This window comes from Microbacterium sp. zg-Y625 (assembly GCF_030246925.1).
GTDB classification, from domain to species: Bacteria; Actinomycetota; Actinomycetes; order Actinomycetales; family Microbacteriaceae; genus Microbacterium; species Microbacterium jiangjiandongii.
In genome coordinates this window covers 1339196-1361870 of the sequence record NZ_CP126740.1, presented here as the reverse complement: position 1 = coordinate 1361870, position 22675 = coordinate 1339196, and the positions used below count along the sequence as shown (strand labels likewise).

Below are 22675 nucleotides of genomic sequence, written 5' to 3'. Positions count from 1 at the left end.
GCTTGTTCACCCGCGAACCCGCCGTGCTCGTCCTCGAAGACGGCACCCGCCACACCGGACGCGCCTACGGCGCCCGAGGCACGACCCTCGGTGAAGTGGTCTTCGCCACCGGCATGACCGGATACCAGGAGACGATCACCGACCCGTCCTACGCCGGCCAGATCGTGCTGCAGACGGCGCCGCACATCGGCAACACCGGCATGAACGACGAAGACCCCGAGTCGCGACGCATCTGGGTCGCCGGCTACGTCGTGCGCGACCCCTCCCGCGTCGTGTCCAACTGGCGCGCCGACAGCACGCTCGACGAGGCGCTCGTCGCCGACGGCATCGTCGGCATCAGCGGCATCGACACGCGTGCCGTCACCCGTCACATCCGCTCCGCCGGCAGCATGCGCGGGGGCATCTTCAGCGGCGACGCCGCCGACATCGACCCCGAGGAGCAGCTGCGCATCGTGCGCGAGGCCCCCGCGATGGCGGGTCGGAACCTGTCGGCCGAGGTGTCCGTCTCGGCCCCGCAGGTGACCCCGGCCGTCGGTGAGCGCATCGGCGCCGTCGCGGTGCTCGACCTCGGCGTCAAGCAGGCGACGGTGGCGAACCTCGCCGCGCGCGGGTTCGACGTGCACGTGCTGCCGCAGGACGTCACGATCGACCAGATCCGCGCCATCGACCCGGTGGGGGTGTTCTACTCCAACGGCCCCGGCGACCCCGCGGCATCCGACGATCACGTCGTACTGCTGCGCTCGGTGCTCGATGAGAAGCTGCCCTTCTTCGGCATCTGCTTCGGCAACCAGCTGCTGGGGCGCGCTCTCGGCTTCGGCACCTACAAGCTGCCGTTCGGCCACCGCGGCATCAACCAGCCGGTACTCGACAAGCAGACGGGGCGCGTGGAGATCACCGCGCACAACCACGGGTTCGCCGTGGATGCACCGATCGAGGGCGTCACCGACAGCCCCTCCGGCTACGGCCGGGTCGAGGTGAGCCACGTGGGACTCAACGACAACGTCGTCGAGGGCCTGCGGGCCCTGGACCTGCCGGCGTTCTCGGTGCAGTACCACCCGGAGGCCGCCGCCGGCCCGCACGACGCCAACTACCTGTTCGACCGCTTCCGCGACCTCGTGCTCGCGAACCTGGAGACCACGAAGAATGCCTAAGCGCGACGACATCACCTCCGTCCTCGTCATCGGATCCGGCCCGATCGTCATCGGGCAGGCCGCCGAGTTCGACTACTCCGGCACGCAGGCCTGCCGCGTGCTGCGCGAGGAGGGCGTGCGCGTCATCCTGGTGAACCCGAACCCGGCCACGATCATGACCGACCCGGACTTCGCCGATGCGACCTACATCGAGCCGATCACCCCGGAGGTGATCGAGACGATCATCGCCAAGGAGAAGCCCGACGCGATCCTGCCGACCCTCGGTGGCCAGACGGCGCTGAACGCCGCGATGGCGCTGGACAAGGCCGGCATCCTCGACAAGTACGGCGTGGAGCTCATCGGAGCCAAGGTCGAAGCGATCGAGAAGGGCGAGGACCGCCAGATCTTCAAGCAGCTGGTGATCGACGCCGGCGCCGAGGTCGCAGCCTCGCGCATCGCCCACACGATGGACGAGGTGCTCGCCGCCGCCGACGAGCTCGGCTACCCGCTCGTGGTGCGTCCGTCGTTCACGATGGGGGGCCTGGGGTCCGGATTCGCCTACGACGAGCGCGACCTCCGTCGCATCGCCGGCGCGGGCCTGCACGACTCGCCCACGAGCGAGGTGCTGCTGGAGGAGTCGATCCTCGGCTGGAAGGAGTATGAGCTCGAGCTCATGCGCGACACCGCAGACAACACGGTCGTCGTCTGCTCCATCGAGAACGTCGACCCGGTGGGCGTGCACACCGGCGACTCCATCACGGTCGCCCCGGCGCTGACCCTCACCGACCGCGAGTACCAGAAGATGCGCGACATCGGCATCGACATCATCCGCGCGGTGGGTGTGGATACCGGCGGCTGCAACATCCAGTTCGCCGTCGACCCCCAGACCGGGCGCATCATCGTCATCGAGATGAACCCGCGCGTCTCGCGGTCGTCGGCGCTGGCCTCGAAGGCGACCGGGTTCCCGATCGCCAAGATCGCCGCGAAGCTCGCCATCGGCTACCGCCTCGACGAGATCCCCAACGACATCACCAAGGTGACGCCGGCCAGCTTCGAGCCGACGCTGGACTACGTCGTGGTGAAGGTGCCGCGCTTCAACTTCGAGAAGTTCCCCGCGGCGGATGTCACCCTCACCACCACCATGAAGTCGGTCGGCGAGGCGATGGCCATCGGCCGCAACTACGCCACGGCGCTGCAGAAGGCGCTGCGCTCGCTCGAGAAGCGCGGCTCCAGCTTCCACTGGGGAGACGAAGAGCGCTCCGTCGAGGAGCTGCTCGAGGTCGCGAAGACCCCCACCGATGGCCGCATCGTCGTGCTGCAGCAGGCCATGCGCAAGGGCGCGAGCATCGAGCAGGCGTTCGAGGCCACCAAGATCGACCCCTGGTTCCTCGACCAGATCGTCCTCATCAACGAGGTCGCCGAGTTCGTGCGCACGGCGGGCGAACTGGATGCCGACACCCTCCGCACCGCCAAGGAGCACGGCTTCAGCGACGCGCAGATCGCGCAGCTGCGCGGCATCCCCGAGGCCGAGGTGCGCGGCATCCGTCACGCGCTGTCGATCCGCCCGGTGTACAAGACCGTCGACACGTGCGCGGGGGAGTTCCCCGCGCTGACGCCCTACCACTACTCCAGCTACGACGCCGAGACCGAGATCACCCCCTCGGATCGCACCAAGGTCGTCATCATCGGCTCGGGCCCCAACCGCATCGGCCAGGGCGTGGAGTTCGACTACTCGTGCGTGCACGCCTCGTTCGCCCTGTCGGACGCGGGCTACGAGACGATCATGGTCAACTGCAACCCCGAGACCGTCTCGACCGACTACGACACGAGCGACCGGCTGTACTTCGAGCCGCTGACCCTCGAGGACGTCCTCGAAGTGCTGCACGCCGAGGCGCAGTCCGGCACCATCCTCGGCGTCATCTGCCAGATGGGCGGCCAGACGCCGCTGGGCCTTGCCAAGGGCATCGAAGAGGCCGGCTACACCATCCTCGGCACGCAGCCCGAGGCCATCGACCTCGCCGAGGAGCGGGAGCTGTTCTCGCGCCTGCTCGATGAGGCGGGCCTCGTCGCGCCGCGCAGCGGCACCGCGATCGACGTCGACGGCGCCGTGGCGGTCGCGGAGGGCATCGGCTACCCGGTGCTCGTGCGCCCGAGCTTCGTGCTCGGCGGTCGCGGCATGGAGATCGTCTACGACACCGCGAGCCTGCGCGACTACTTCGTGCGCATCGCCGACCAGGCCATCATCGGCCCCGGCATGCCGCTGCTCGTGGACCGCTTCCTCGACGACGCCGTGGAGATCGACGTCGACGCGCTCTACGACGGCACCGACCTGTACATCGGCGGCGTCATGGAGCACCTCGAGGAGGCCGGCATCCACTCCGGCGACTCGAGCTGCACGCTGCCGCCGATGTCGCTCGGCCGCGGCGAGATCGACCGCGTGCGCGAGGCGACGCGGGCCATCGCCGAGGGCGTGGGCGTGCGGGGTCTGCTGAACGTGCAGTTCGCCGTCAGCGCGGGCGTGCTCTACGTCATCGAGGCGAACCCCCGGGCCAGCCGCACGGTGCCGTTCGTCTCCAAGGCGCTCGGCATCCCCATGGCCAAGGCGGCCGCCCGCATCATGGCGGGCACCCCCATCGCCGGGCTCATCGCCGAGGGGATGCTGCCCGAGCAGGACGGCTCGCGCGTGCCGCTGGATGCCCCCATCGCCGTCAAGGAGGCGGTGCTGCCGTTCAAGCGGTTCCGCACCAAGGACGGCCGCATGGTCGACTCCGTGCTCGGCCCGGAGATGCGCTCGACGGGCGAGGTCATGGGGATCGACCGCGACTTCCCCACGGCGTTCGCCAAGAGCCAGGCGGCGGCGTACGGCGGGATGCCGCTGGAGGGGACCGTCTTCATCTCGGTCGCCGACGACGACAAGCGCGCCGTGATCCTGCCCGCCCACCGGCTGCAGGAGCTCGGCTACACGATCACCGCGACCGAGGGCACGGCCGAGATCCTCGCGCGCAACGGCATCGCCGTGACGGTGGTGCGGAAGTACTCCGAGACGGTCGAGAGCGGTGAGCCCAACATCGTCGACCTCATCAATGCGGGCGAGATCGACATGATCGTCAACACCCCGTCGGGCGGGATCTCCCGTGCGGACGGCTACGAGATCCGTGCCGCAGCGGTGGCCGCCGACAAGGCGCTGTTCACGACCATGGCGGTGCTCGGCGCCGCCGTCAGCGCCCTGCCGGTGCTGCGCGAAGGGTTCCGCGTGCGGAGCCTGCAGGAGTACGCCGCCGACCGCGCCGCAGATCTGGCCGCGAGCCAGGGCGACCGGGGAGGAAGATGACCGGGTTCGGCGGGCGACTGCGCGAGGCCCTCGCGACGCGGGGACCTCTCTGCGTCGGGATCGATCCGCACGAGCACCTGCTGGCCGAGTGGGGTCTTCCCGCATCGGCGGCCGGGACCCGTGACTTCGGGCTGCGCGTCGTGGATGCCGCGGCCGGCCGCGTCGGCATCGTCAAGCCCCAGGTGTCTTTCTTCGAGCGGTGGGGATCCGCCGGGTTCGCAGCGCTCGAAGAGGTGCTCGCGGCGGCGCGCGCGGCGGGCCTCCTCATCATCGCCGACGCCAAGCGCGGCGACATCGGGACGACGATGGACGCCTACGCCCGCGCGTGGCTGACCCCCGGGTCGCCGCTCGAGGCGGACGCGGTGACCCTCAGCCCGTACCTCGGCGTGGGAGCGCTGACCGGCACGCTGGAGTACGCGCTCGCGCACGGCAAGGGCGCGTTCGTGCTCGCCGCCACCAGCAACAGCGAGGCCCGGCGGCTGCAGGGCGCCCGCGACGGCGGGGACGGAACGGTCGCCGCCAGCGTGGTGGCGGAGATCTCGGCTTTCAACGCGCGCACCGCGGCGGCGGGGGAGCCCGCCGGGGTCGGCTTCGTGATCGGCGCGACCGTCGACCTGGCCGAGGCCGGGCTGGCGGACGCGCTTCTCCCCGCGGCCCCCGTGCTGGCGCCCGGCTTCGGCGCCCAGGGCGCGCAGCCGACGCACCTGGCGGCGCTGACGAGGAGTCTTGCCTCGCCGGTCGTCGCCAGTGAGAGTCGCAGCATCCTGTCGGTGGGTCCGACGACACTTGCCGCACGCATCGCTGAGCGTGCGGCGCTGTACCCGGAGGTGGAACATGGTTGATGCACAGCATCCTCCCGAAGTCGACCGCGCCGCGGCATCCCGCCGTGCGGTCGCCGCCCGTCGCGAGCGCGCGGCGCTGAAGCGCGACGTCGCCACTCGCGTGATCTCGCCGCAGGAGCTGCTGCGCCGGGCGCTGGCTGAGCCGACGTCGCCGGCGGGAGCCATGCGGGTGCCGGAGTTCCTCACCTCGATCCCCGCGATCGGGGAGGGAAAGCGCGACCGCATCCTGCAGCAGCTGGGCATCTCGCCCGTCAAGCGCCTGGGCGGGCTCGGCACGCGCCAGCGCGTGGCGCTGCAGCGGTTCCTCGACGAACGCTGGCCGGAGCCCGTGGCGCGTACCGGTCGCAGCCGGCTGATCGTGCTGGCCGGTCCCACCGCCGTGGGCAAGGGGACGGTCGCCGCGTACATCAAGGAGCACCACCCCGAGATCATGCTGTCGGTCTCGGCGACCACGCGCGCGCCGCGGCCGGGCGAGGTCGAGGGCGAGCACTACTTCTTCGTCGACGACGCCGAGTTCGACCGCCTGGTACGTGACGGCGAGCTGCTCGAGCACGCCACCGTGCACAACCACCACCGCTACGGCACGCCCCGCGCGCCGATCGACGCGGCGCTGGCCGAAGGACGCACGGTGCTGCTGGAGATCGACCTGCAGGGCGCCCGGCAGGTGCGCGCGGCCGAGCCCAGCGCCACGCTCGTCTTCCTGCTGCCGCCGAGCTGGGACGAGCTCGTGCAGCGCCTGGTCGGACGGGGCACCGAGGGCGACGAGGAGCGGGCCCGTCGCCTGCGGACGGCGAAGGTGGAGCTCGCCGCACAGGGCGAGTTCGACTATCGCGTGGTCAACGACGACGTGGCGCACGCCGCCGCCGAGGTCGCGAAGATCGCGCGCTGACGGCGCCGGGCTGCGCGCGCGGCGCGCGGCGCGCGGCATCCTTCAGTCGTCGCGAATGCGCGCCCAGAACGGCGCGGCGCACGACAAGGTAGACTGGGGGGATGCCTCGGTCAGCCGAGCGCCCAGACTTTCTCTCCCCGATCAAGACCACGACCTCAGGAGGTCCCGCATGGCCACTCGCGACCAGGGCATCATCGACCCGCCCATCGACGCACTGCTGGAGAAGGTCGACTCCAAGTACCAGCTCGTGATCTACGCATCCAAGCGCGCGCGTCAGATCAACGACTACTACTCCGACCTGCACGAGGGCAACCTCTTCGACAACGTCGGCCCGCTCGTCGACTCGACCGTCGAGGACAAGCCGCTGACCATCGCGCTGCACGAGATCCACGAGGACAAGCTGCGCCTCCGTCACGTCGACTGAGCCTCACACACACCCGATGACGCCGTGCGGCGGCCCGCTTTCGAGCGTGTCCGCCGCACGGCGCATACTTGTGTCCACCCCCGCCGCCCTCGACCTGGAGCATCGATGACCGACCTGCGCCTGTTCACCTCCGAGTCCGTCACCGAGGGTCACCCCGACAAGATCTGCGACCAGATCTCCGACAGCATCCTCGACGCGATCCTCACGGAGGACCCGAACGGCCGCGTCGCCGTCGAGACGCTCGTGACGACGGGGCTGGTGCATGTCGCCGGCGAGGTGTCCACGAGCGCGTACGTCGAGATCCCCGCGATCGTGCGCGACGTCGTGAACCGCATCGGCTACACCTCCAGCGACGCCGGCTTCGACGGCAACTCGTGCGGTGTGAGCGTGTCGATCGGCGCACAGTCCTCCGACATCGCCGCGGGCGTCGACAAGGCGTTCGAGCGCCGCGAGGACGGATCCGAGGACCCGCACGACCTGCAGGGCGCCGGCGACCAGGGCATCATGTTCGGCTACGCCACCGATGAGACGCCGCAGCTCATGCCGATGGCCATCTGGACCGCCCACCGCATCGCCGAGCGGCTCTCCGCCGTGCGACGCTCCGGGGAGCTGCCCTTCCTCCGCCCCGACGGCAAGACGCAGGTCACCCTCGGCTACGACGGGCACACCCCGCGCACGGTCGAATCGGTCGTGCTGTCCACGCAGCACCAGGCCGACATCTCGCAGAAGGCCCTCCGCGCGGCGGTGCGGGCCGAGGTCATCGACCCCGTGCTCGAAGAGACCGGGCTCGCGCTTCCCGACGTCAAATACTTCATCAACCCCGCGGGTCCCTTCGTCACCGGCGGCCCCAAGGGCGACGCCGGGCTCACCGGCCGCAAGATCATCATCGACACCTACGGCGGCGCCGCCCGTCACGGCGGCGGGGCGTTCAGCGGCAAGGACCCGTCGAAGGTCGACCGCTCCGCGGCCTACGCGATGCGCTGGGTGGCGAAGAACGCCGTCGCCGCGGGCCTGGCCGAGCGGCTCGAGGTGCAGGTCGCCTACGCGATCGGCAAGGCCAAGCCCGTCGGGCTCTATGTCGAGACCTTCGGCACCGGCCGCGTGTCCGACGAGACGATCCGCCGCGCGATCCGCGACGTGTTCGACCTGCGTCCGAAGGCGATCATCGAGCACCTCGACCTGCTGCGCCCCATCTACGCGCAGACCGCGGCCTACGGACACTTCGGCCGCGAACTGCCCGACTTCACGTGGGAGCGCACCGACCGCGTCGAGGAGCTCCGCACGGCCGCAGGCCTGTAGTGGATGCCGCGGGCGCCGGCGTGACGACCCGTCGCGTCGCACGCGTGCTGATCGACTCGCCGCTTCCGCAGTTGGACCGGCTGTTCGACTACGAGGTCCCCGACGAGCTCGTCGACACGGTGACGCCCGGCATCCGCGTGCGCGTGCCGCTGCGCACCGCCGGCCGCGTCGTCGACGCCTACGTCGTCGAGACGGGAGAGGCGGATGCCGCCGGGCGCCCGCTGTCGCTGGTCGAGTCGGTGATCTCGCCGGTCGCGGTGCTGCCCCCGGGCCTGTACGCGCTCGCACGGCGGGCCGCCGACCGGGCCGCCGGCTCGGCATCCGACATCCTGCGGCTCGCCGTACCCAAGCGCATGGTGCGGGCCGAGAAGGCGTGGTTCGCGCGGGCGACTGTGGCCGCGCCCGCAGTCGCCGAGGCGGATGCCGCGTGGGCCGACGCCGTGCTCGCGGCGTTCCCCGGGCTCTCCGACGCGATCGCCGCGGGGGAGCGGCTCGCGGTGGACGCACCGCCGCACCCGGCCCGGCTGGCTTCGGGCGAGGACGTCGGGGCGTGGGCGGAGCTGCTCGCCGCGGCCGCCGTGCGCACGCTGACCTCGGGCCGCAGCGCCGTGCTCGTCGTCCCGGACCACCGCGACCAGGCGCAGCTGGAACTCGCCCTCGCCGGCCGCGTGCCCGACGACGCCCTCGTGCGCGACGACGCGCGCCGCTCCGGTCCCGAGCGCTACGCCTCGTACCTGCGGGTGCTGGCCCCCCAGCCCTGCGTCGTCATCGGCAACCGCTCCACCGTGTACGCCCCGGCGCACGAGCCCGGACTCGTCGCGATCTGGGACGACGGCGACCCGCTGCTGGCCGAACCGCTCAGCCCCGGCGTGCACGCCCGCGACGCGGCGCTCGTGCGGCAGGAGCTCGACGGCGCGGCGCTGCTGTTCGCCGGCCACACCCGCACCACCGACGTCGAGCGGCTCGTCGCGGTCGGCTGGGTGCGCGAGGTGCCCGCCCGCCGCCGCACGAGTCCCCGCGTCGTCCTCTCGGCGACGCGCGAGGGCGAATCCCACGGCGCGCGCGTGCCCTCGTCGGCCTTCGCCGCCGCCCGCGAGGGCCTGGCATCCGGGCCGGTGCTCGTGCAGGTGTCGCGCCCCGGCTACGCCCCGGTGCTCGTGTGCGCCGACTGCCGCACACCGGCGCGCTGCCCGCACTGCGCCGGACCGCTGCGCGCCCGTCGGCCTGGCGCCATTCCCGAGTGCGCGCTGTGCGGACGCAGCGCCCCCGCATGGAAGTGCGCCAACTGCGAGAGCACGCGGCTGCGCATGGCCTCGTCCGGCAGCGAGCGCACCGCCGACGAGCTCGGGCGCGCGTTCCCCGGCACGCGCGTCATCGTCGCCGACGGCGTGCATCAGGTCACAGCGGTGGATGCCAGGCCCGCCCTCGTCATCGCCACGCGCGGCGCGGAGCCCATCGCCGCCGGCGGCTACCGCGCCGTCGTGCTGCTCGACGGCGACCGCATGCTCATGGCCGACGACCTGCGCATCGGCGAGTCCTGTCTGCGCTGGTGGTCCAACGCCGCGGCACTGGCCGCCCCCGGCGCGCCGGTGCACCTCGTCGGGGTCACCGGGGCCGTCGCCCGGGCGCTGGCGACCTGGACGCAGTCCGCCTATGCCCGCAACGAACTGGCCGAGCGGGCGCCTCTCCACATGCCGCCGGTCGTGCGGGTAGCCGCGATCCAGGGGTCGACCCAGGCCGTCCGCACGTGCCTCGACACCCTGCGCGACGACGTGCCGGCACTCGGCGACGACGCTGTGCTCGGCCCCGTGAGCGCCGAGGACGGCGCCCGTGCGGTGGTGCGCTTCGACTACGGCGTCGGCCGTGCCGTCGCCGAGAGCCTGCGCTCGGCCGTCATCGCCGATGCCCTCCACGCCCGACGCCCCACGAAGGGACGCCCCGGCCCGAGCCGTGCGACCCTGAGAGTGCGGGTCGACGTTCCCGATCTGGATCTGTAAGGAGCCCCATGCGCCTCGTCTTCGCGGGTACCCCCGAACCCGCCGTCCCCTCGCTGCGTGCCCTGGCCGCCTCCGGCCACGACCTGGTCGCGGTCGTGACCCGCACCGACGCGGTGCTGGGTCGAAAGCGCGTGCTGACGCCGTCGCCCGTGGCCCAGGCTGCCGACGAGCTCGGCATCCCCGTCATCAAGGCCGACCGGCTCGACGCGTCCGCGACCGACGCGATCACGGAGCTGCGGCCCGACCTCGGCGTCATCGTCGCGTACGGGGGCCTCGTGCGCGAGCCGCTGCTGTCGATGCCGCCGCACGGGTGGATCAACCTGCACTTCTCGCTGCTGCCCCGCTGGCGGGGAGCGGCGCCCGTGCAGCACGCGCTCATCGCGGGGGACCGCACGACCGGGGCCAGCGTCTTCCGACTGGTGGCCGAGCTCGACGCCGGTGACGTGTACGGCGAGGTCACCTACCCGGTGCCCGAGGAGGCGACGGCAGGCGACGTGCTGGCCGACCTGGCCGACGTCGGAGCAGGGGTGCTCACCGAGGTCGTCGACGCCATCGCCGCGGGCACCGCCCGCGCCGTCCCGCAGGTGGGGGAGCCCACCTACGCCGGGAAGCTGACCTTGGCCGACGGCGCCCTGGACTGGACGCAGCCCGCCCGACGCGTCGTCGACCGCGTGCGCGGCACGACCCCGGAGCCGGGCGCGCACACCACGATCGGGGGAGTGCGCCTGAAGGTGCTGGCGGCGAGCGCCGTGGCGGATGCCGCGGACCTCGAGCCCGGCCGGATCGGGCTGGTCGGTCGCGACGTGACCGTCGGCGCCGGCGAGGGCGCGGTCGTGCTGCACCGCGTGCAGCCGGCGGGGAAACCCGCGATGGATGCCGGTGACTGGTGGCGCGGGGCGCGCCTGACCGATGCGGTGGCCGGCTCATGAGCGGCGCGACCCTCGCCCGTCGCGTGGCCTTCGAGACGCTGCGGGGCGTGCACGAGTCCGACGCGTACGCCAACCTGCTGCTGCCGCGCGAGATCCGCCTGGCCGGGCTGACCCCTGCCGATGCGGGGCTCGCCACCGAGCTGACCTACGGCACACTCCGCCGCCAGGGCACGTACGACGCGATCATCGCGGAGGTCGCCGGTCGCTCGCCCGACGACATCGACCCTCCGGTGCTCGACGCCCTGCGCCTCGGGGTCCATCAGCTGCTGTCGACCCGCGTCGCCTCGCACGCCGCCGTCAACGAATCGGTCGCGCTCGCGCGGTCGGCCGCCGGGCAGGGGGCCGCGGGGTTCGTCAACGCCGTGCTGCGGCGCGTCTCGCGCGAGACCCCCGGCACGTGGATGGAGCGCATCACCGCCGCGGCGCGCTCCGACGATGAGCGCCTCGGCCTGACGTACGCCCACCCGGTGTGGGTCATCCGGGCACTCCGGCGGGCGCTGGCCGCCGAGGGACGCGCCGACGAGCTCGAAGACCTGCTGGCCGCCGACAACGCCTCACCGCAGGTGACCATGACGGCGCTGCCGGGGCTCGCCGAGATCCCCGCAGACGCCCAGCGCACGCCGTACTCGCCCTACGGCTTCCGCCTGGGCGGCGGCGCTCCCGACGCCATGATCGCGGGCGCAGGCGGCCGCATCCGCGTGCAGGACGAGGGGTCGCAGCTCGCGGCCCTGGCCCTGGTCGGGGCTGCACCGGTCGCGGCCGGCGAGCGCTGGCTCGACCTCTGCGCGGGCCCCGGCGGCAAGACCGCCATCCTCGCCGCCGAGGCGCTCGAGCGCGGGGCAAGGCTCGAGGCGAACGAACCGTCGGCCATCCGCGCGCGCCTCGTGCGCGACTCCGTCGCGGGCGTGCCGATGGACGTCCCGGTGAGCGAGCTCGACGGCCGGGAGCGGGCGGCGTCTGCCCCTGGGCAGTACGACCGTGTGCTCGTGGACGCGCCCTGCACGGGGCTGGGGGCGCTCCGCCGCCGCCCCGAGGCGCGGTGGCGCAAGAGCCCGGCCGACATCCCCGAGCTCACCGACCTGCAGCTGGGGCTGGCCACCGCCGCGGTGCAGGCGCTGCGGCCCGGCGGCATCCTGGCGTACGTCACCTGCTCGCCGCATCTGGCCGAGACGGCGGCCATCGGCGCCGAACTGCGACGCACCTTCGGCGACGAGGTGGAAGAGCTCGACGCGCGCGCCGTGGTCGAGGACGTCTCACGTTCGCCGCTGGATCTTCCCGAGCAGGCAGACGGCTCCGGGCGCGCGCAGCTGTGGCCCCACCGGCACGGCACCGATGCGATGTCGATCACGCTTCTGCGGCGACGGTGATCCCCGCTGCCCCCTCCCCGCGGGCCCCGGGCACCCGCGGCTGCGCGCGCTGCTCGAGTGTCGCGTCGGCACAGTCCCGCGCTCCCGCACCCACCATTCGCGACACCGGAGCAGCGCCGGTTCTGGCGCGGAGCGTACGCGCCTCGTGCGGGCGTGCGCGCGGCTGTTCGAGTGTCGCGTCGGCACGGTCCCGAGCGCCGGCACCCGCCATTCGCGACACCGGAGCCGTGCGGGTTCTGGCGCGGAGCGTACGCGCCTCGTGCGGGCGTGCGCGCGCTGCTCGAGTGTCGTGTCGGCACGGTCCCGAGCGCCCGCACCCGCCATTCGCGACACCGGAGTAGTGCAGGTCTGGCGCGGAGCGTACGCGCCTCGTGCGGGGGTGCGCGGGCTGTTCGAGTGTCGCGTCGGCACGGTCCCGAGCGCCGGCACCCGCCATTCGCGACACCGGAGCAGCGCGGGCGCCGCGAGAGCGGCGGGCGCGGGGCGGTTCGGGCGGCGCGGCCCGGATAATGGGACGGTGACCGACACCACCGACGTCCGCGTCAATCCCAGCGTCCTGGCCGCCGACTTCGTCAACATGCAGGCGGAGCTGGCTCGCATCGCCACCGCGGACTTCGTGCACGTCGACGTCATGGACAACCACTTCGTGCCGAACCTCACCTTCGGCCCGCAGATGGTGGCGCGCATCCAGCAGACGAGCCCCGTGCCGCTGGACGTGCACCTCATGATCGACGACCCGGAGCGCTGGGCGCCGGAATACGCCGAGCTCGGCGCGGCGTCGGTGACCTTCCACCTCGAGGCGGCCGCGAACCCCGTGGCGCTCGCCAGACGGCTGCGCTCGATCGGCGCTCGCGCGGGCGTCGCCGTCAAGCCCGGAACTCCCGTGGAGGGGCTCTTCGACAGCCTCGACGAGTTCGACCAGATCCTGGTGATGACGGTGGAGCCGGGCTTCGGCGGTCAATCCTTCATGCCGGAGACCATGCCCAAGCTGCGACTGCTCGCCGACGAGGCCCGCCGCCGGGGGAGCGCGGTGTGGCTCCAGGTCGACGGCGGCATCGGTGAATCCACGATCGCGCAGGCCGCCGAAGCCGGTGCGGACACGTTCGTCGCCGGCTCTGCGGTGTTCGGCGCCGCCGACCCCGGGGCCGCGATCCTGGCGCTGCGGTCGGCGGCGGGGCGCGCCCACCGGCACTGAGCCTCGGTCAGCCGGCGCTGTCCGGCGGTGCGGTCACGGCCGGGTCCAGCGCATGGTGATCGAGAAGTTCGCGGTGGACTTCGCGTTGGTGATGATGGCGCCCAGTTCCGCACTGAGCTGGATGCCGAACTCGAGCTCGATCTCCTGCGGTACGACCGGCAGCCGCGTGAGCCGGTCGATGAGAGCCCGCACGACCGGTTCGACCCGTTCCACCGCGTCCTCGAACCGGCGCTGGGAGCGTTCGACCAGTCCGCCGTCGGAGTCGCCCCCGCCGCGCGTGACGATCGGACCCGGGGCGGTCCAGGACGCGGGCGTGCTGACCTCCACCAGGATGTCTCCGCCCTCTGAAGGGAATGCGACGATCGGGCACATCTTCTGATCCTCACTGTTCGTGCGTCACCGTGACGTCGAAGTCGCCGACGTTGCCGACGTACCCCTCGTCGTTGATACCGAGGAAGAGCGCGCCATCGGCCGGGCACGTCATGTCCAGCGCCGAGCCGACGAGGAACGGCGCCCCCGACTCGCCGACACGCCCGATGAGCGCGGCGTGGTTCGCGTCGTCCACCACATTGGTGTCCAGCCGCTCGCCGTCCATCCCGTCCGGGCCGGAGGCGCGGTCTGCCGTCCCGCCGTGCTGAACGATGCCGGTCGCACGGATCTGCAGCGGCTCGTCAACGGCGCACTCGACCGCCGTCACCGTCCACAGCTGGCTGGCCGGGATGGCGAAGCTCGTCGTGGTCGGAACGGGTGAGGGTGTCCCGGCGCCGGGTGCGGGGGAGGCATCAGGCTCCCTGAGACCGGGAAGAACCGCCGCCAGGGCGATGCCGGCGGCGGCGATGGCCGCGAGTCCGATGCCGGCCCCCACGAGCGCCGCCGTCCGCCGACGTCGTCGTGGCCCCGGCGGTACGCTCTCCCCGAGCGGTGTTCCCCCGGCCACCGCCTCGGCATCGGCGGGCGCCGGGGGCAGCGGATCGGGGGCGCCGGCGTGCCGGCCCGCCAGCGACTGGATCTCGGCGACGGTGAACAGGCGGGTGTCCTCGCCGCGCAGGTAGAGCACGGGGGTGATCCACTCGAGCGTGTCGCGCGAGAGCCCGAGGATCGCGATGCGTCCGCTGCGGGTGGCGTCGTCGATCGTGCGGCCGTAGGCCAGGGCGGCATAGAAGCCGTGCGCGAAGGCGAGCGCCGCGGCGTCGCTGACGGTGAACTGCATGGCCACGACCGCGCTGATCCCGCTGCGCACGAGCGCGGCGGCGGTGCCGGAGTACAGCTCGCGCAGGCCGCTTGCACCCGACATGCACGAGTTGAGAACGACCAGGCGAGGCGTCGGCTCGGTCTCGTCGAGCAGATCGGCCAGCGCGGCGGCGCCGACGTACTCGGCGCGGCCGTCGGGTCCGCAGAACGCCAGTTCGCCCTCGTCGGTCTCGTCCTGGTAGCGGCTGTGGCCCACGAAGTGCAGGACATGCCAGGCCTGGGCCAGGAGCCTGCCGTGCAGCCGATCCCAGCTGACCTGCTCGATCCACTCGATGCGCGCCAGTCCCGCCGCCACGTGCGGGGCCAGGGCGCGCTCCAGACGGTCGCGCTCGGCCTCCACGTCCAGCGTCGCCAGGTTGCGGGGCGAGGAGAGTAGGCCGAGGATCCGCAGTGGCGGATCCACCCGCAGCGGCGCGAGCGACTCGGGCGGGCCGATCTGGCGGATCAGCGACTCCTTCCGGCACAGGTAGGTGCCGGTGGCCCCGTCGAACATCGCCTCCCAGGGCAGCGCCGCCAGCGCCGGGTCCTCCAGCCGCAGCCGCAGCTGCAGGTTCTCCCCGCGCGCGTGGGCGAGGGCGCGGCTGGTGCGGAAGGCGGCGCCGACGTCGCCCGTGAACAGGCGGTCGAACAGCTCCGCGCCGATGCGGCGGACTTCGCCCTCGCCGGCGCTGAGCGTGCGCCGCGCAGGGACCGCCGAAGCGAGCACCGTCGCCTCCACCGACGACAGCCGCGCCGCCAGCGCGTCCACATCGAGGTCGAACGCGCCGCGGCCGCCCTCGCTGCCGGTGGCCCGCAGCACACGGACCGGCCGCGCACGGGAGGGTTCTCCCGCGCTGATCTCGAGTTCGATGACCGCACCCATGGCCGCCCCCATCCGCGACTGGAACGAGCGTATCGCCGTGCGCGGACAGGGGATAGGGCCGTCTCGCGCGGTCACGCGGCCGGCAGTGGCCCGCCCGTTCGGTAGCCTGTCAGGGTGAAGACGTTCGACGCCCTGTTCGCTGAGCTGTCCGCCAAGGCGGAGCAGCGCCCCGAGGGATCGGGCACCGTCGCCGAGCTTGATGCCGGCGTGCACGCGATCGGCAAGAAGATCGTCGAAGAGGCCGCCGAGGTGTGGATGGCCGCGGAGTACGAGTCGCAGGATGCCGCGGCGGAGGAGATCTCCCAGCTGCTCTACCACCTGCAGGTGATGATGCTCGCGAAGGGGATCACCCTCGCAGACGTCTACCGACATCTCTGAGCGCCTCTCGTCACCCCTCCGCTCCCACCCGAAAGCCACACATGCTGCGTATCGCCGTGCCGAACAAGGGCTCCCTCGCCGACACCGCCGCCGAGCTGCTCGCCGAAGCGGGCTACATCGGCCGCCGCGACCCGAAGGACCTGCACGTCATCGACCCCGTCAACGAGGTCGAGTTCTTCTACCTGCGCCCCAAGGACATCGCCACCTACGTCGGCTCCGGCGCCCTGGACGTGGGCATCACCGGCCGCGACCTGCTGCTGGACGCCCGCATGCCCGGTGCCCGCGAGGTCGAGGCGCTCGGCTTCGGCGCCTCGACCTTCCGCTTCGCCGGTCCCCCCGGACGGTTCTCCGCCCTGGCCGACCTCGAGGGCCTGCGTGTCGCCACCGCCTACCCCGGCCTCGTCGACGCCTACCTCGATGAGCACGGCGTCGCCGTGGACCTCGTGCCGCTGGACGGCGCCGTGGAATCGGCCGTGCGGCTCGGCGTCGCCGACGCGGTCGCCGATGTCGTCTCCACCGGCACCACCCTCCGCCAGGCGGGCCTGGAGATCTTCGGACCCGTGCTGCTGCAGTCCGAGGCCGTGCTCATCGGCTCGCCGACCGAGGCGGAGGGCGCGGAGACCCTGCTGCGCCGCCTGCGAGGCGTCATGGTGGCCCGCCGATACGTCATGGTCGACTACGACCTGCCGGTGTCGCTCGTCGACCAGGCGGCCGACATCGCCGGCGGCATCGAGTCGCCCACCATCTCGCCGCTGCGCGACCCCTCGTGGGTCGCGGTGCGCGTCATGGTCGAGCGCCGTCGCGTGAACCAGATCATGGACGCCCTCTACGCCATCGGGGCGCGCGCGATCCTCGTCACCGCTATCCACAACGCGAGGCTCTGATGGCGCTGGCGTGCCGCGTCATCCCGTGCCTGGACGTCGCCGCGGGCCGGGTGGTGAAGGGCGTCAACTTCGCCAACCTGCGCGACATGGGCGACCCGGTCGAGCTCGCTCGGCTGTACTTCGAGCAGGGCGCAGACGAGATCACCTTCCTCGACGTGACGGCCACGGTCGACGCGCGTGCGACGACGTATGACGTCGTGCGCCGCACGGCCGAGCAGGTCTTCATCCCGCTCACCGTGGGCGGCGGCGTGCGCTCGGCCGACGACGTGGCGCGCCTCCTCGGCGTCGGGGCGGACAAGATCGGCGTGAACTCCGCCGCCATCGCCCGTCCCGCGCTCATCGACGACATCGCCGACCGGTTCGGCGCCCAGGTGCTCGTGCTCTCGCTCGACGTCAAGCGCTCCGCTGTCACCCCGTCGGGCTTCGTCGTGACCACCCACGGCGGACGCACCGAGACGGAGCTGGACGCACTCGACTGGGCGCAGGAGGCGATCGAACGGGGTGCCGGCGAACTGCTGGTGAACTCCATCGACGCCGACGGCACGAAAGAGGGCTTCGACCTCGAGCTCGTCCGTCTCATGCGGGAGCTGTCCACCGTGCCGGTCATCGCCTCGGGGGGAGCGGGCGACGCCTCCCACTTCGCCCCCGCAGTGCACGCCGGTGCCGACGCGGTGCTCGCCGCCTCGGTCTTCCACACCGGCCAGCTCACCATCGGCGACGTCAAGGACGCGCTGGCCGCCGAGGGGATCCTCGTGCGCGGACGGGAGGACCTGTCGTGACCGACAGCGTGGATGAGCGCATCGCACGCGTGACCTTCGACGAGAACGGCCTGGTGGCCGCCATCATCCAGCAGTGGGACACCCTCGAGGTGCTCATGCTGGCATGGATGGATGCCGAGGCCCTCCGCCGCACCCTCACCACCGGCCGCGTGACCTTCTGGTCGCGTTCCCGGCAGGAGTACTGGCGCAAGGGCGACACGTCCGGGCACATCCAGCTCGTGCGCGGCGCGCGCCTGGACTGCGACGGCGACGCCGTGCTCATCTCCGTGGAGCAGGTGGGGGCGGCGTGCCACACCGGCACCCGCACGTGCTTCGACGCCGACGACCTGCACCCCGTCACGGCGACGCCATGACCCGGCGCGCGCGTCTTATGGCGGTGCTGGCGATGGTCGTCGCCGGCGGCACTGCCGTCATCTCCTCCACGCAGACCTGGCTGGACGTCACCCTGACAGACGGCGCGGCGCACGTGCTGGCCGTCCCCGGAGCCGCCGCCGTGCCGGTGATCGCGCCCCTGGGGCTCGCCGCGCTGGCGCTCGGTCTCGCGCTCACGATCGTCGGCCGCGTGCTGCGTTACGTCTTCGGGGCGATCGCCGTCGCCGTCGGCGGCCTCATGCTCGCGCTCACCTGGCCGGTGGCCGTCGACCCGCCCGTGACGGCTGCGGCATCCACCGTGACCGAGACGACGGGCCTGAGCGGCACCGAGGCGGTCTCCGCCCTCGTGGCCGGAATGGCCGTGACCCCGTGGCCGTGGGTGACGGTCGTCGCGGCCGTGATCCTGGTGGTGGGGGGTGTCTGGACGCTCGCCTCGGCACACCGCTGGACGGGCGCCGGACGCCGCTATCGCACCGAGGCCACGGCCGTCGCCGGCCCCGCCTCGTCGCGCCCGCACGATGCCATCGACTCGTGGGACGACCTGTCGCGCGGCACGGACCCGACAGCCTGACCCCGCTAGACTGGACCGGAGCGGCCGCCCTGCCGCTGCGCACGCGAAGGAGACAGATGAGCAACCACATCGGCGACCCCGGCCACGGACATTCCCCGGCAGCGTGGACCGCCGTCGTCATCATGCTGCTCGCGTTCGTGCTGGGCACCCTGTTCTTCTGGCTGGACATGCCGGCGCTCGTCTGGGCCTCCGCCGGCCTGCTCGTCGTCGGCGCCATCGTCGGCTGGGCCATGTCCAAGGCCGGTTACGGCGCCAACGGTCCCAAGTACGCCTCGAAGCAGCATTGAGCATGCTCGCGGGCCTGACGGCCGGCGCGGTGGAGGATGCCGAGGAGCGGTCGCTGCGGCGGCCGCTCGCCGAGGTGGAGAAGCTCGCGCTGTCGCAGCCCGCGGCGCGCGACGCCCTCGCCGCGCTGGCGCCCGCGGACCGCGTGAAGATCATCGCCGAGGTCAAGCGCGCGAGCCCCTCGCGCGGCGACCTCGCCGCGATCCCCGACCCTGCTCACCAGGCCTCGCTCTACGAGACCGGGGGAGCCAGCGCGATCTCGGTGCTGACCGAAGGGCGCCGCTTCAAGGGCAGCCTCGCCGACCTCGAAGCGGTCAAGGCCGCGGTGTCGGTGCCGGTGCTGCGCAAGGACTTCATCGCGACGCCCTATCAGGTGCTCGAGGCCCGGGCCTCGGGCGCGGACCTCGTGCTGCTGATCGTCGCGGCCCTCGAGCAGCCCCTGCTGGCACAGCTGCACGCCCTCGTGCTGGAGCTGGGCATGACGCCGCTGGTCGAGACGCACTCGCTCGACGAGGTGCAGCGTGCCGCCGACGTCGGCGCCCGGCTGATCGGCGTCAACGCCCGCGACCTGTCGACCTTCGAGCTCGACCGTGACCTCTTCGGCCGCCTCGCCGAGCACATTCCGGCGGATGCCGTGAAGATCGCCGAGTCCGCCGTCCTCACCCCTGCCGACGTCGCGCACTACCGCGGCGCCGGCGCCGACGTGGTCCTCATCGGGGAGGCGCTGGTCACCGGCGACCCGGTGGCGACCCTCACCGCTTTCCTGGAGGCCGGCTCATGAGCCTGCGCGAGGCCCACGGGCCCTACTTCGGCGACTTCGGCGGGCGCTACATGCCCGAGTCGCTCATCGCCGCGATCGACGAGCTGACCGCGGAATACGAGGCGGCCAAGGCCGACCCCGCGTTCGAGGCGGAGTTCCAGAGCCTGCTGCGCTCGTACGCCGGCCGCCCGTCGCCCCTCACCGAGGTGCCGCGGTTCGCCGAGCACGCCGGCGGCGCCCGGGTCTTCCTCAAGCGCGAGGACCTCAACCACACCGGCTCGCACAAGATCAACAACGTCATCGGGCAGGCCCTCCTCACCAAGCGCCTGGGCAAGACCCGCGTCATCGCCGAGACGGGCGCCGGCCAGCACGGCGTCGCCACCGCCACGGCAGCGGCCCTGTTCGGATTCGACTGCACGATCTACATGGGCGAGGTCGACACCGAGCGTCAGGCGCTCAACGTCGCCCGCATGCGGCTGCTCGGCGCCGAGGTCGTCCCGGTCACCACGGGCTCCCGCACACTGAAGGATGCCATCAACGAGGCATACCGCGACTGGGTCGCCAGCGTCGAGACGACCAACTACGTCTTCGGCACCGCCGCCGGTCCCCACCCCTTCCCCGCCATGGTGCGCGACTTCCAGAAGATCATCAGCGAAGAAGCGCGCGCGCAGCTGCTGGACGAGGTCGGGCGCCTGCCCGACGCCGTCGTCGCCTGCGTCGGCGGCGGCTCCAACGCCATCGGGATGTTCGACGCGTTCCTCGACGACGAGGGCGTGCGCCTGTACGGCGTCGAGGCTGCCGGCGACGGCGTCGACACGCTGCGCCACGCGGCATCCATCGAGCGCGGCCGCCCCGGCGTGCTGCACGGCGCGAAGACCTTCGTGCTGCAGGACGAGGACGGCCAGACCGTCGAGTCGCACTCCATCTCGGCGGGCCTGGACTACCCCGGTGTCGGGCCCGAGCACGCGTGGCTCGCGTCGATCGGCCGCGCCGAGTACATCCCCGCCACCGATGCCGAGGCGATGGACGCGCTGCGCCTGCTCAGCCGCACCGAGGGGATCATCCCCGCCATCGAGTCCGCCCACGCCCTCGCCGGCGCCATGCGACTCGGACGCGAGCTCGGGCCGGATGCCCTGATCGCCGTCAGCCTTTCGGGCCGCGGCGACAAGGACATGGACACCGCCGCGCGCTGGTTCGGGCTCTACAGCGACGAGGCGCCCGCACCCGTCGTCACGCCGCCCGAGGACGAAGCCGCCGCCGGCGAAGGGATCGAGCTGTGACCTCCCGCGTCGCCGCCGCCATCGACGCCGCCGCCGCCCAGGGGCGCGGCGCGTTCGTCGGCTACCTCCCGCTCGGGTTCCCCGACCTGCGGACGAGCATCGAGGCCGCCGTGACCCTGGCCGAGAACGGTGCCGACATCCTCGAACTCGGCCCGCCGTACTCCGACCCGGTGATGGACGGCACGGTCATCCAGGAGGCGACCCAGACGGCCCTCGCCGCCGGTTTCCGGCTGCGCGACATCTTCACCGCTGTCCGTGAGATCACGGCCCGCGTCGACGTGCCCGTGCTCGTCATGACGTACTGGAACCCCGTCATGCAGTACGGCGTCGACCGCTTCGCCGACGACCTGCTGGCTGCCGGGGGAGCGGGCCTGATCACGCCCGACATCACGCCGGATTCCGCCGCGGAGTGGATCGCCGCGTCCGAGCGGACGGGACTCGACCGCGTCTTCCTGGCCGCCCCGACCTCGACCGACGAGCGCCTCGACCTGATCGTCGGGGCCTCCACCGGGTTCGTGTACACGGTCTCGACCATGGGCATCACCGGAGAGCGGGCCGATCTGGACGCCGCGGCGCGCACCCTGGTGGGGCGCCTGCGCGACCGCGGATGCGAGCGGGCATGCGTCGGCATCGGCATCTCGACCCCCGAGCAGGTGGCGGGAGTGCTCGAGTACGCCGACGGCGCGATCGTGGGCACCGCCCTCGTGCGCGCGCTCCGCGACGGGGGTCTCGACGCTCTCGCCGAGACCGCACGCGCCCTCACCGCCGGCTCGGCGCCCGTCGCGAACTAGACTTTCCTGGCCGGCCCGCCGCCGGCCCTCTGAACGCAAGGACACGGATCCCCATGATCACTGCCGTCGCGCACGTCGTCGCCAGCATCCCGAGCCCCTCCGTCAGCTACTGGGACCTCGGGCCGGTGCGCATCCACTTCTATGCGCTGTGCATCATCGCCGGCATCATCGCCGCGGTCCTGCTCACGAACCACCGACTCACCAAGCGCGGCGCGGAGCCCTGGGTCGTCATCGACGTCTCGCTCCCCACGGTGATCCTCGGCATCGTCGGGGCCCGCTTCTTCCATGTGCTCACCCACCCCGGCTTCTACTTCGCCGAGGGCCGGCAATGGTGGAATCCGTTCGAGCAGGATGCCATCTGGAACGTCTGGGACGGCGGCATCGCGATCTTCGGCGCCCTGCTCGGCGGCGCGGTGGGTGCGTGGATCGGATGCAAGTGGACCGGCATCCGGTTCTGGAGCTTCGCCGACGCCCTCGCCCCCGGACTGCTGCTCGCCCAGGCGCTCGGACGCTTCGGAAACTGGTTCAACCAGGAGCTCTACGGCGTGCCGACCGACCTGCCGTGGGGCCTGGAGATCGACTACCCCAACGCCGCGTGGCCCGCGGGCCTGCCCGAGGGGACCCTCTTCCACCCCACGTTCCTGTACGAGGTGCTCTGGAACCTGCTGGGCGTGGTCGTGCTGCTGTGGGCCGGCCGCAAGCTGCGTCTGCAGTGGGGGCGCCTGCTCGGCCTCTACCTCGTCTGGTACAGCGCGGGGCGCATCGTGTGGGAGTCGATCCGCATCGACCCGAGCGAGGTGTTCTTCGGCCTGCGCACCAACGTCTGGGCATCGATCCTCGGCATCGTGGTGGGACTGGCGATCATCATCGTGCAGAAGCGTCGCCACACCGGGGGGGAGCCGTCGGTTTATGTGCCCGGCAGGCAGTGGACCCCCGAGGGGGCTGTACAATCGCAGGACAACGATGACTTCGTCGACGTGAGCGCACCCCCCGCGTCCGATGTCCCCGAGGAGACAGCCACAAGCGCAGTTCCCCGTACATAGGTTTCAGGGCCGACGT

Annotated in this window: 22 protein-coding genes; 20 read left to right on the top strand and 2 right to left on the bottom strand. The window is 72.3% G+C overall.

The genetic code is table 11. The annotated features are described in order from the left end of the window. Window positions 1–2: 2 nt before the first annotated feature. The 10 genes from carA (at window position 3) to rpe (ending at window position 13403) form a co-directional block, all read left to right on the top strand. On the top strand, window positions 3–1151 hold the full coding sequence (gene carA / locus QNO14_RS06200; protein ID WP_257506068.1) for a glutamine-hydrolyzing carbamoyl-phosphate synthase small subunit: 1149 nt from the start codon (window positions 3–5) through the stop codon (window positions 1149–1151). Further along, entirely contained in the window at window positions 1144–4461 is a 3318-nt protein-coding gene (gene carB, locus QNO14_RS06195; protein ID WP_257505986.1) for a carbamoyl-phosphate synthase large subunit, read from the top strand. The genes carA and carB overlap by 8 nt, the downstream gene beginning before the upstream one ends. After that, window positions 4458–5303 carry an orotidine-5'-phosphate decarboxylase gene (pyrF, locus tag QNO14_RS06190; protein WP_257505985.1) on the top strand — a complete coding sequence of 282 codons (846 nt, stop codon included), beginning with the start codon at window positions 4458–4460 and terminating at the stop codon, window positions 5301–5303. Before carB ends, pyrF begins: the two co-directional genes overlap by 4 nt. After that, a complete protein-coding gene (gene gmk, locus QNO14_RS06185) occupies window positions 5296–6192 on the top strand; it encodes a guanylate kinase (RefSeq protein ID WP_257493586.1) in 897 nt (298 codons plus the stop codon). Before pyrF ends, gmk begins: the two co-directional genes overlap by 8 nt. A 169-nt stretch (window positions 6193–6361) precedes the next feature. After that, window positions 6362–6616 carry a DNA-directed RNA polymerase subunit omega gene (rpoZ, locus tag QNO14_RS06180; RefSeq protein WP_257493587.1) on the top strand — a complete coding sequence of 85 codons (255 nt, stop codon included), beginning with the start codon at window positions 6362–6364 and terminating at the stop codon, window positions 6614–6616. A 105-nt stretch (window positions 6617–6721) separates the two neighbouring features. After that, window positions 6722–7915, top strand: a complete 1194-nt coding sequence (gene metK, locus QNO14_RS06175) for a methionine adenosyltransferase (protein WP_257493588.1) — start codon at window positions 6722–6724, stop codon at window positions 7913–7915. Between the two features lie 20 nt (window positions 7916–7935). Beyond that, the gene (locus QNO14_RS06170) at window positions 7936–9912 is read left to right on the top strand and encodes a primosomal protein N' family DNA-binding protein (protein WP_257505984.1); all 1977 of its coding nucleotides are present in this window, start codon (window positions 7936–7938) and stop codon (window positions 9910–9912) included. Window positions 9913–9920: 8 nt separating this feature from the next. Beyond that, a complete protein-coding gene (fmt, locus tag QNO14_RS06165; RefSeq protein WP_257505983.1) occupies window positions 9921–10841 on the top strand; it encodes a methionyl-tRNA formyltransferase in 921 nt (306 codons plus the stop codon). Continuing rightward, a complete protein-coding gene (locus QNO14_RS06160) occupies window positions 10838–12208 on the top strand; it encodes an RsmB/NOP family class I SAM-dependent RNA methyltransferase (protein WP_257505982.1) in 1371 nt (456 codons plus the stop codon). The genes fmt and QNO14_RS06160 overlap by 4 nt, the downstream gene beginning before the upstream one ends. A 517-nt stretch (window positions 12209–12725) precedes the next feature. Then, complete coding sequence (rpe, locus tag QNO14_RS06155; protein WP_257505980.1) at window positions 12726–13403, top strand: ribulose-phosphate 3-epimerase; 678 nt, start codon at window positions 12726–12728, stop codon at window positions 13401–13403. Window positions 13404–13436: 33 nt separating this feature from the next. On the opposite strand, the gene QNO14_RS06150 is transcribed toward rpe, so the two are convergent. Together QNO14_RS06150 and QNO14_RS06145 are read right to left on the bottom strand one after the other, a co-directional pair. After that, complete coding sequence (locus QNO14_RS06150; RefSeq protein WP_257493593.1) at window positions 13437–13775, bottom strand: CU044_2847 family protein; 339 nt, start codon at window positions 13773–13775, stop codon at window positions 13437–13439. Between the two features lie 10 nt (window positions 13776–13785). Then, window positions 13786–15516 carry a CHAT domain-containing protein gene (locus QNO14_RS06145; RefSeq protein ID WP_257505977.1) on the bottom strand — a complete coding sequence of 577 codons (1731 nt, stop codon included), beginning with the start codon at window positions 15514–15516 and terminating at the stop codon, window positions 13786–13788. Between the two features lie 114 nt (window positions 15517–15630). On the opposite strand from QNO14_RS06145, the gene QNO14_RS06140 reads away from it, so the two are divergent. Genes QNO14_RS06140 through lgt form a run of 10 tightly spaced genes read left to right on the top strand, consistent with a single transcriptional unit; the run spans window position 15631 to window position 22659 of the window. Then, the gene (locus QNO14_RS06140; RefSeq protein WP_257493595.1) at window positions 15631–15894 is read left to right on the top strand and encodes a phosphoribosyl-ATP diphosphatase; all 264 of its coding nucleotides are present in this window, start codon (window positions 15631–15633) and stop codon (window positions 15892–15894) included. A 41-nt stretch (window positions 15895–15935) separates the two neighbouring features. Next, a complete protein-coding gene (gene hisG / locus QNO14_RS06135) occupies window positions 15936–16778 on the top strand; it encodes an ATP phosphoribosyltransferase (protein WP_257493596.1) in 843 nt (280 codons plus the stop codon). After that, complete coding sequence (hisF, locus tag QNO14_RS06130; RefSeq protein WP_257493597.1) at window positions 16778–17557, top strand: imidazole glycerol phosphate synthase subunit HisF; 780 nt, start codon at window positions 16778–16780, stop codon at window positions 17555–17557. The genes hisG and hisF overlap by 1 nt, the downstream gene beginning before the upstream one ends. After that, the gene (gene hisI, locus QNO14_RS06125) at window positions 17554–17910 is read left to right on the top strand and encodes a phosphoribosyl-AMP cyclohydrolase (protein ID WP_257493598.1); all 357 of its coding nucleotides are present in this window, start codon (window positions 17554–17556) and stop codon (window positions 17908–17910) included. The genes hisF and hisI overlap by 4 nt, the downstream gene beginning before the upstream one ends. Then, window positions 17907–18500 carry a Trp biosynthesis-associated membrane protein gene (locus QNO14_RS06120; protein ID WP_257505969.1) on the top strand — a complete coding sequence of 198 codons (594 nt, stop codon included), beginning with the start codon at window positions 17907–17909 and terminating at the stop codon, window positions 18498–18500. The genes hisI and QNO14_RS06120 overlap by 4 nt, the downstream gene beginning before the upstream one ends. 56 nt (window positions 18501–18556) lie before the next feature. After that, a complete protein-coding gene (locus QNO14_RS06115; RefSeq protein WP_257493600.1) occupies window positions 18557–18787 on the top strand; it encodes a DUF6704 family protein in 231 nt (76 codons plus the stop codon). A 2-nt stretch (window positions 18788–18789) separates the two neighbouring features. Next, on the top strand, window positions 18790–19566 hold the full coding sequence (gene trpC, locus QNO14_RS06110; protein WP_257505968.1) for an indole-3-glycerol phosphate synthase TrpC: 777 nt from the start codon (window positions 18790–18792) through the stop codon (window positions 19564–19566). Beyond that, complete coding sequence (gene trpB, locus QNO14_RS06105; protein WP_257493604.1) at window positions 19563–20825, top strand: tryptophan synthase subunit beta; 1263 nt, start codon at window positions 19563–19565, stop codon at window positions 20823–20825. The genes trpC and trpB overlap by 4 nt, the downstream gene beginning before the upstream one ends. Continuing rightward, window positions 20822–21616, top strand: coding sequence for a tryptophan synthase subunit alpha (gene trpA / locus QNO14_RS06100; protein WP_257493605.1), 795 nt, complete (start codon window positions 20822–20824; stop codon window positions 21614–21616). The genes trpB and trpA overlap by 4 nt, the downstream gene beginning before the upstream one ends. A gap of 53 nt (window positions 21617–21669) precedes the next feature. Next, a complete protein-coding gene (gene lgt / locus QNO14_RS06095) occupies window positions 21670–22659 on the top strand; it encodes a prolipoprotein diacylglyceryl transferase (RefSeq protein ID WP_257493606.1) in 990 nt (329 codons plus the stop codon). Window positions 22660–22675 lie beyond the last annotated feature (16 nt).

Excerpts from the sequence above, each read along its gene's own strand:
- carB (WP_257505986.1), top strand. The coding sequence starts at position 1,144 with ATGCCTAAGCGCGACGACATCACCTCCGTCCTCGTCATCGGATCCGGC.
- pyrF (WP_257505985.1), top strand. The coding sequence starts at position 4,458 with ATGACCGGGTTCGGCGGGCGACTGCGCGAGGCCCTCGCGACGCGGGGA.
- gmk (WP_257493586.1), top strand. The coding sequence starts at position 5,296 with ATGGTTGATGCACAGCATCCTCCCGAAGTCGACCGCGCCGCGGCATCC.
- rpoZ (WP_257493587.1), top strand. The coding sequence starts at position 6,362 with ATGGCCACTCGCGACCAGGGCATCATCGACCCGCCCATCGACGCACTG.
- metK (WP_257493588.1), top strand. The coding sequence starts at position 6,722 with ATGACCGACCTGCGCCTGTTCACCTCCGAGTCCGTCACCGAGGGTCAC.
- fmt (WP_257505983.1), top strand. The coding sequence starts at position 9,921 with ATGCGCCTCGTCTTCGCGGGTACCCCCGAACCCGCCGTCCCCTCGCTG.
- QNO14_RS06160 (WP_257505982.1), top strand. The coding sequence starts at position 10,838 with ATGAGCGGCGCGACCCTCGCCCGTCGCGTGGCCTTCGAGACGCTGCGG.
- QNO14_RS06150 (WP_257493593.1), bottom strand. The coding sequence starts at position 13,775 with ATGTGCCCGATCGTCGCATTCCCTTCAGAGGGCGGAGACATCCTGGTG.
- QNO14_RS06145 (WP_257505977.1), bottom strand. The coding sequence starts at position 15,516 with ATGGGTGCGGTCATCGAACTCGAGATCAGCGCGGGAGAACCCTCCCGT.
- hisG (WP_257493596.1), top strand. The coding sequence starts at position 15,936 with ATGCTGCGTATCGCCGTGCCGAACAAGGGCTCCCTCGCCGACACCGCC.
- hisF (WP_257493597.1), top strand. The coding sequence starts at position 16,778 with ATGGCGCTGGCGTGCCGCGTCATCCCGTGCCTGGACGTCGCCGCGGGC.
- QNO14_RS06120 (WP_257505969.1), top strand. The coding sequence starts at position 17,907 with ATGACCCGGCGCGCGCGTCTTATGGCGGTGCTGGCGATGGTCGTCGCC.
- QNO14_RS06115 (WP_257493600.1), top strand. The coding sequence starts at position 18,557 with ATGAGCAACCACATCGGCGACCCCGGCCACGGACATTCCCCGGCAGCG.
- trpC (WP_257505968.1), top strand. The coding sequence starts at position 18,790 with ATGCTCGCGGGCCTGACGGCCGGCGCGGTGGAGGATGCCGAGGAGCGG.
- trpB (WP_257493604.1), top strand. The coding sequence starts at position 19,563 with ATGAGCCTGCGCGAGGCCCACGGGCCCTACTTCGGCGACTTCGGCGGG.
- lgt (WP_257493606.1), top strand. The coding sequence starts at position 21,670 with ATGATCACTGCCGTCGCGCACGTCGTCGCCAGCATCCCGAGCCCCTCC.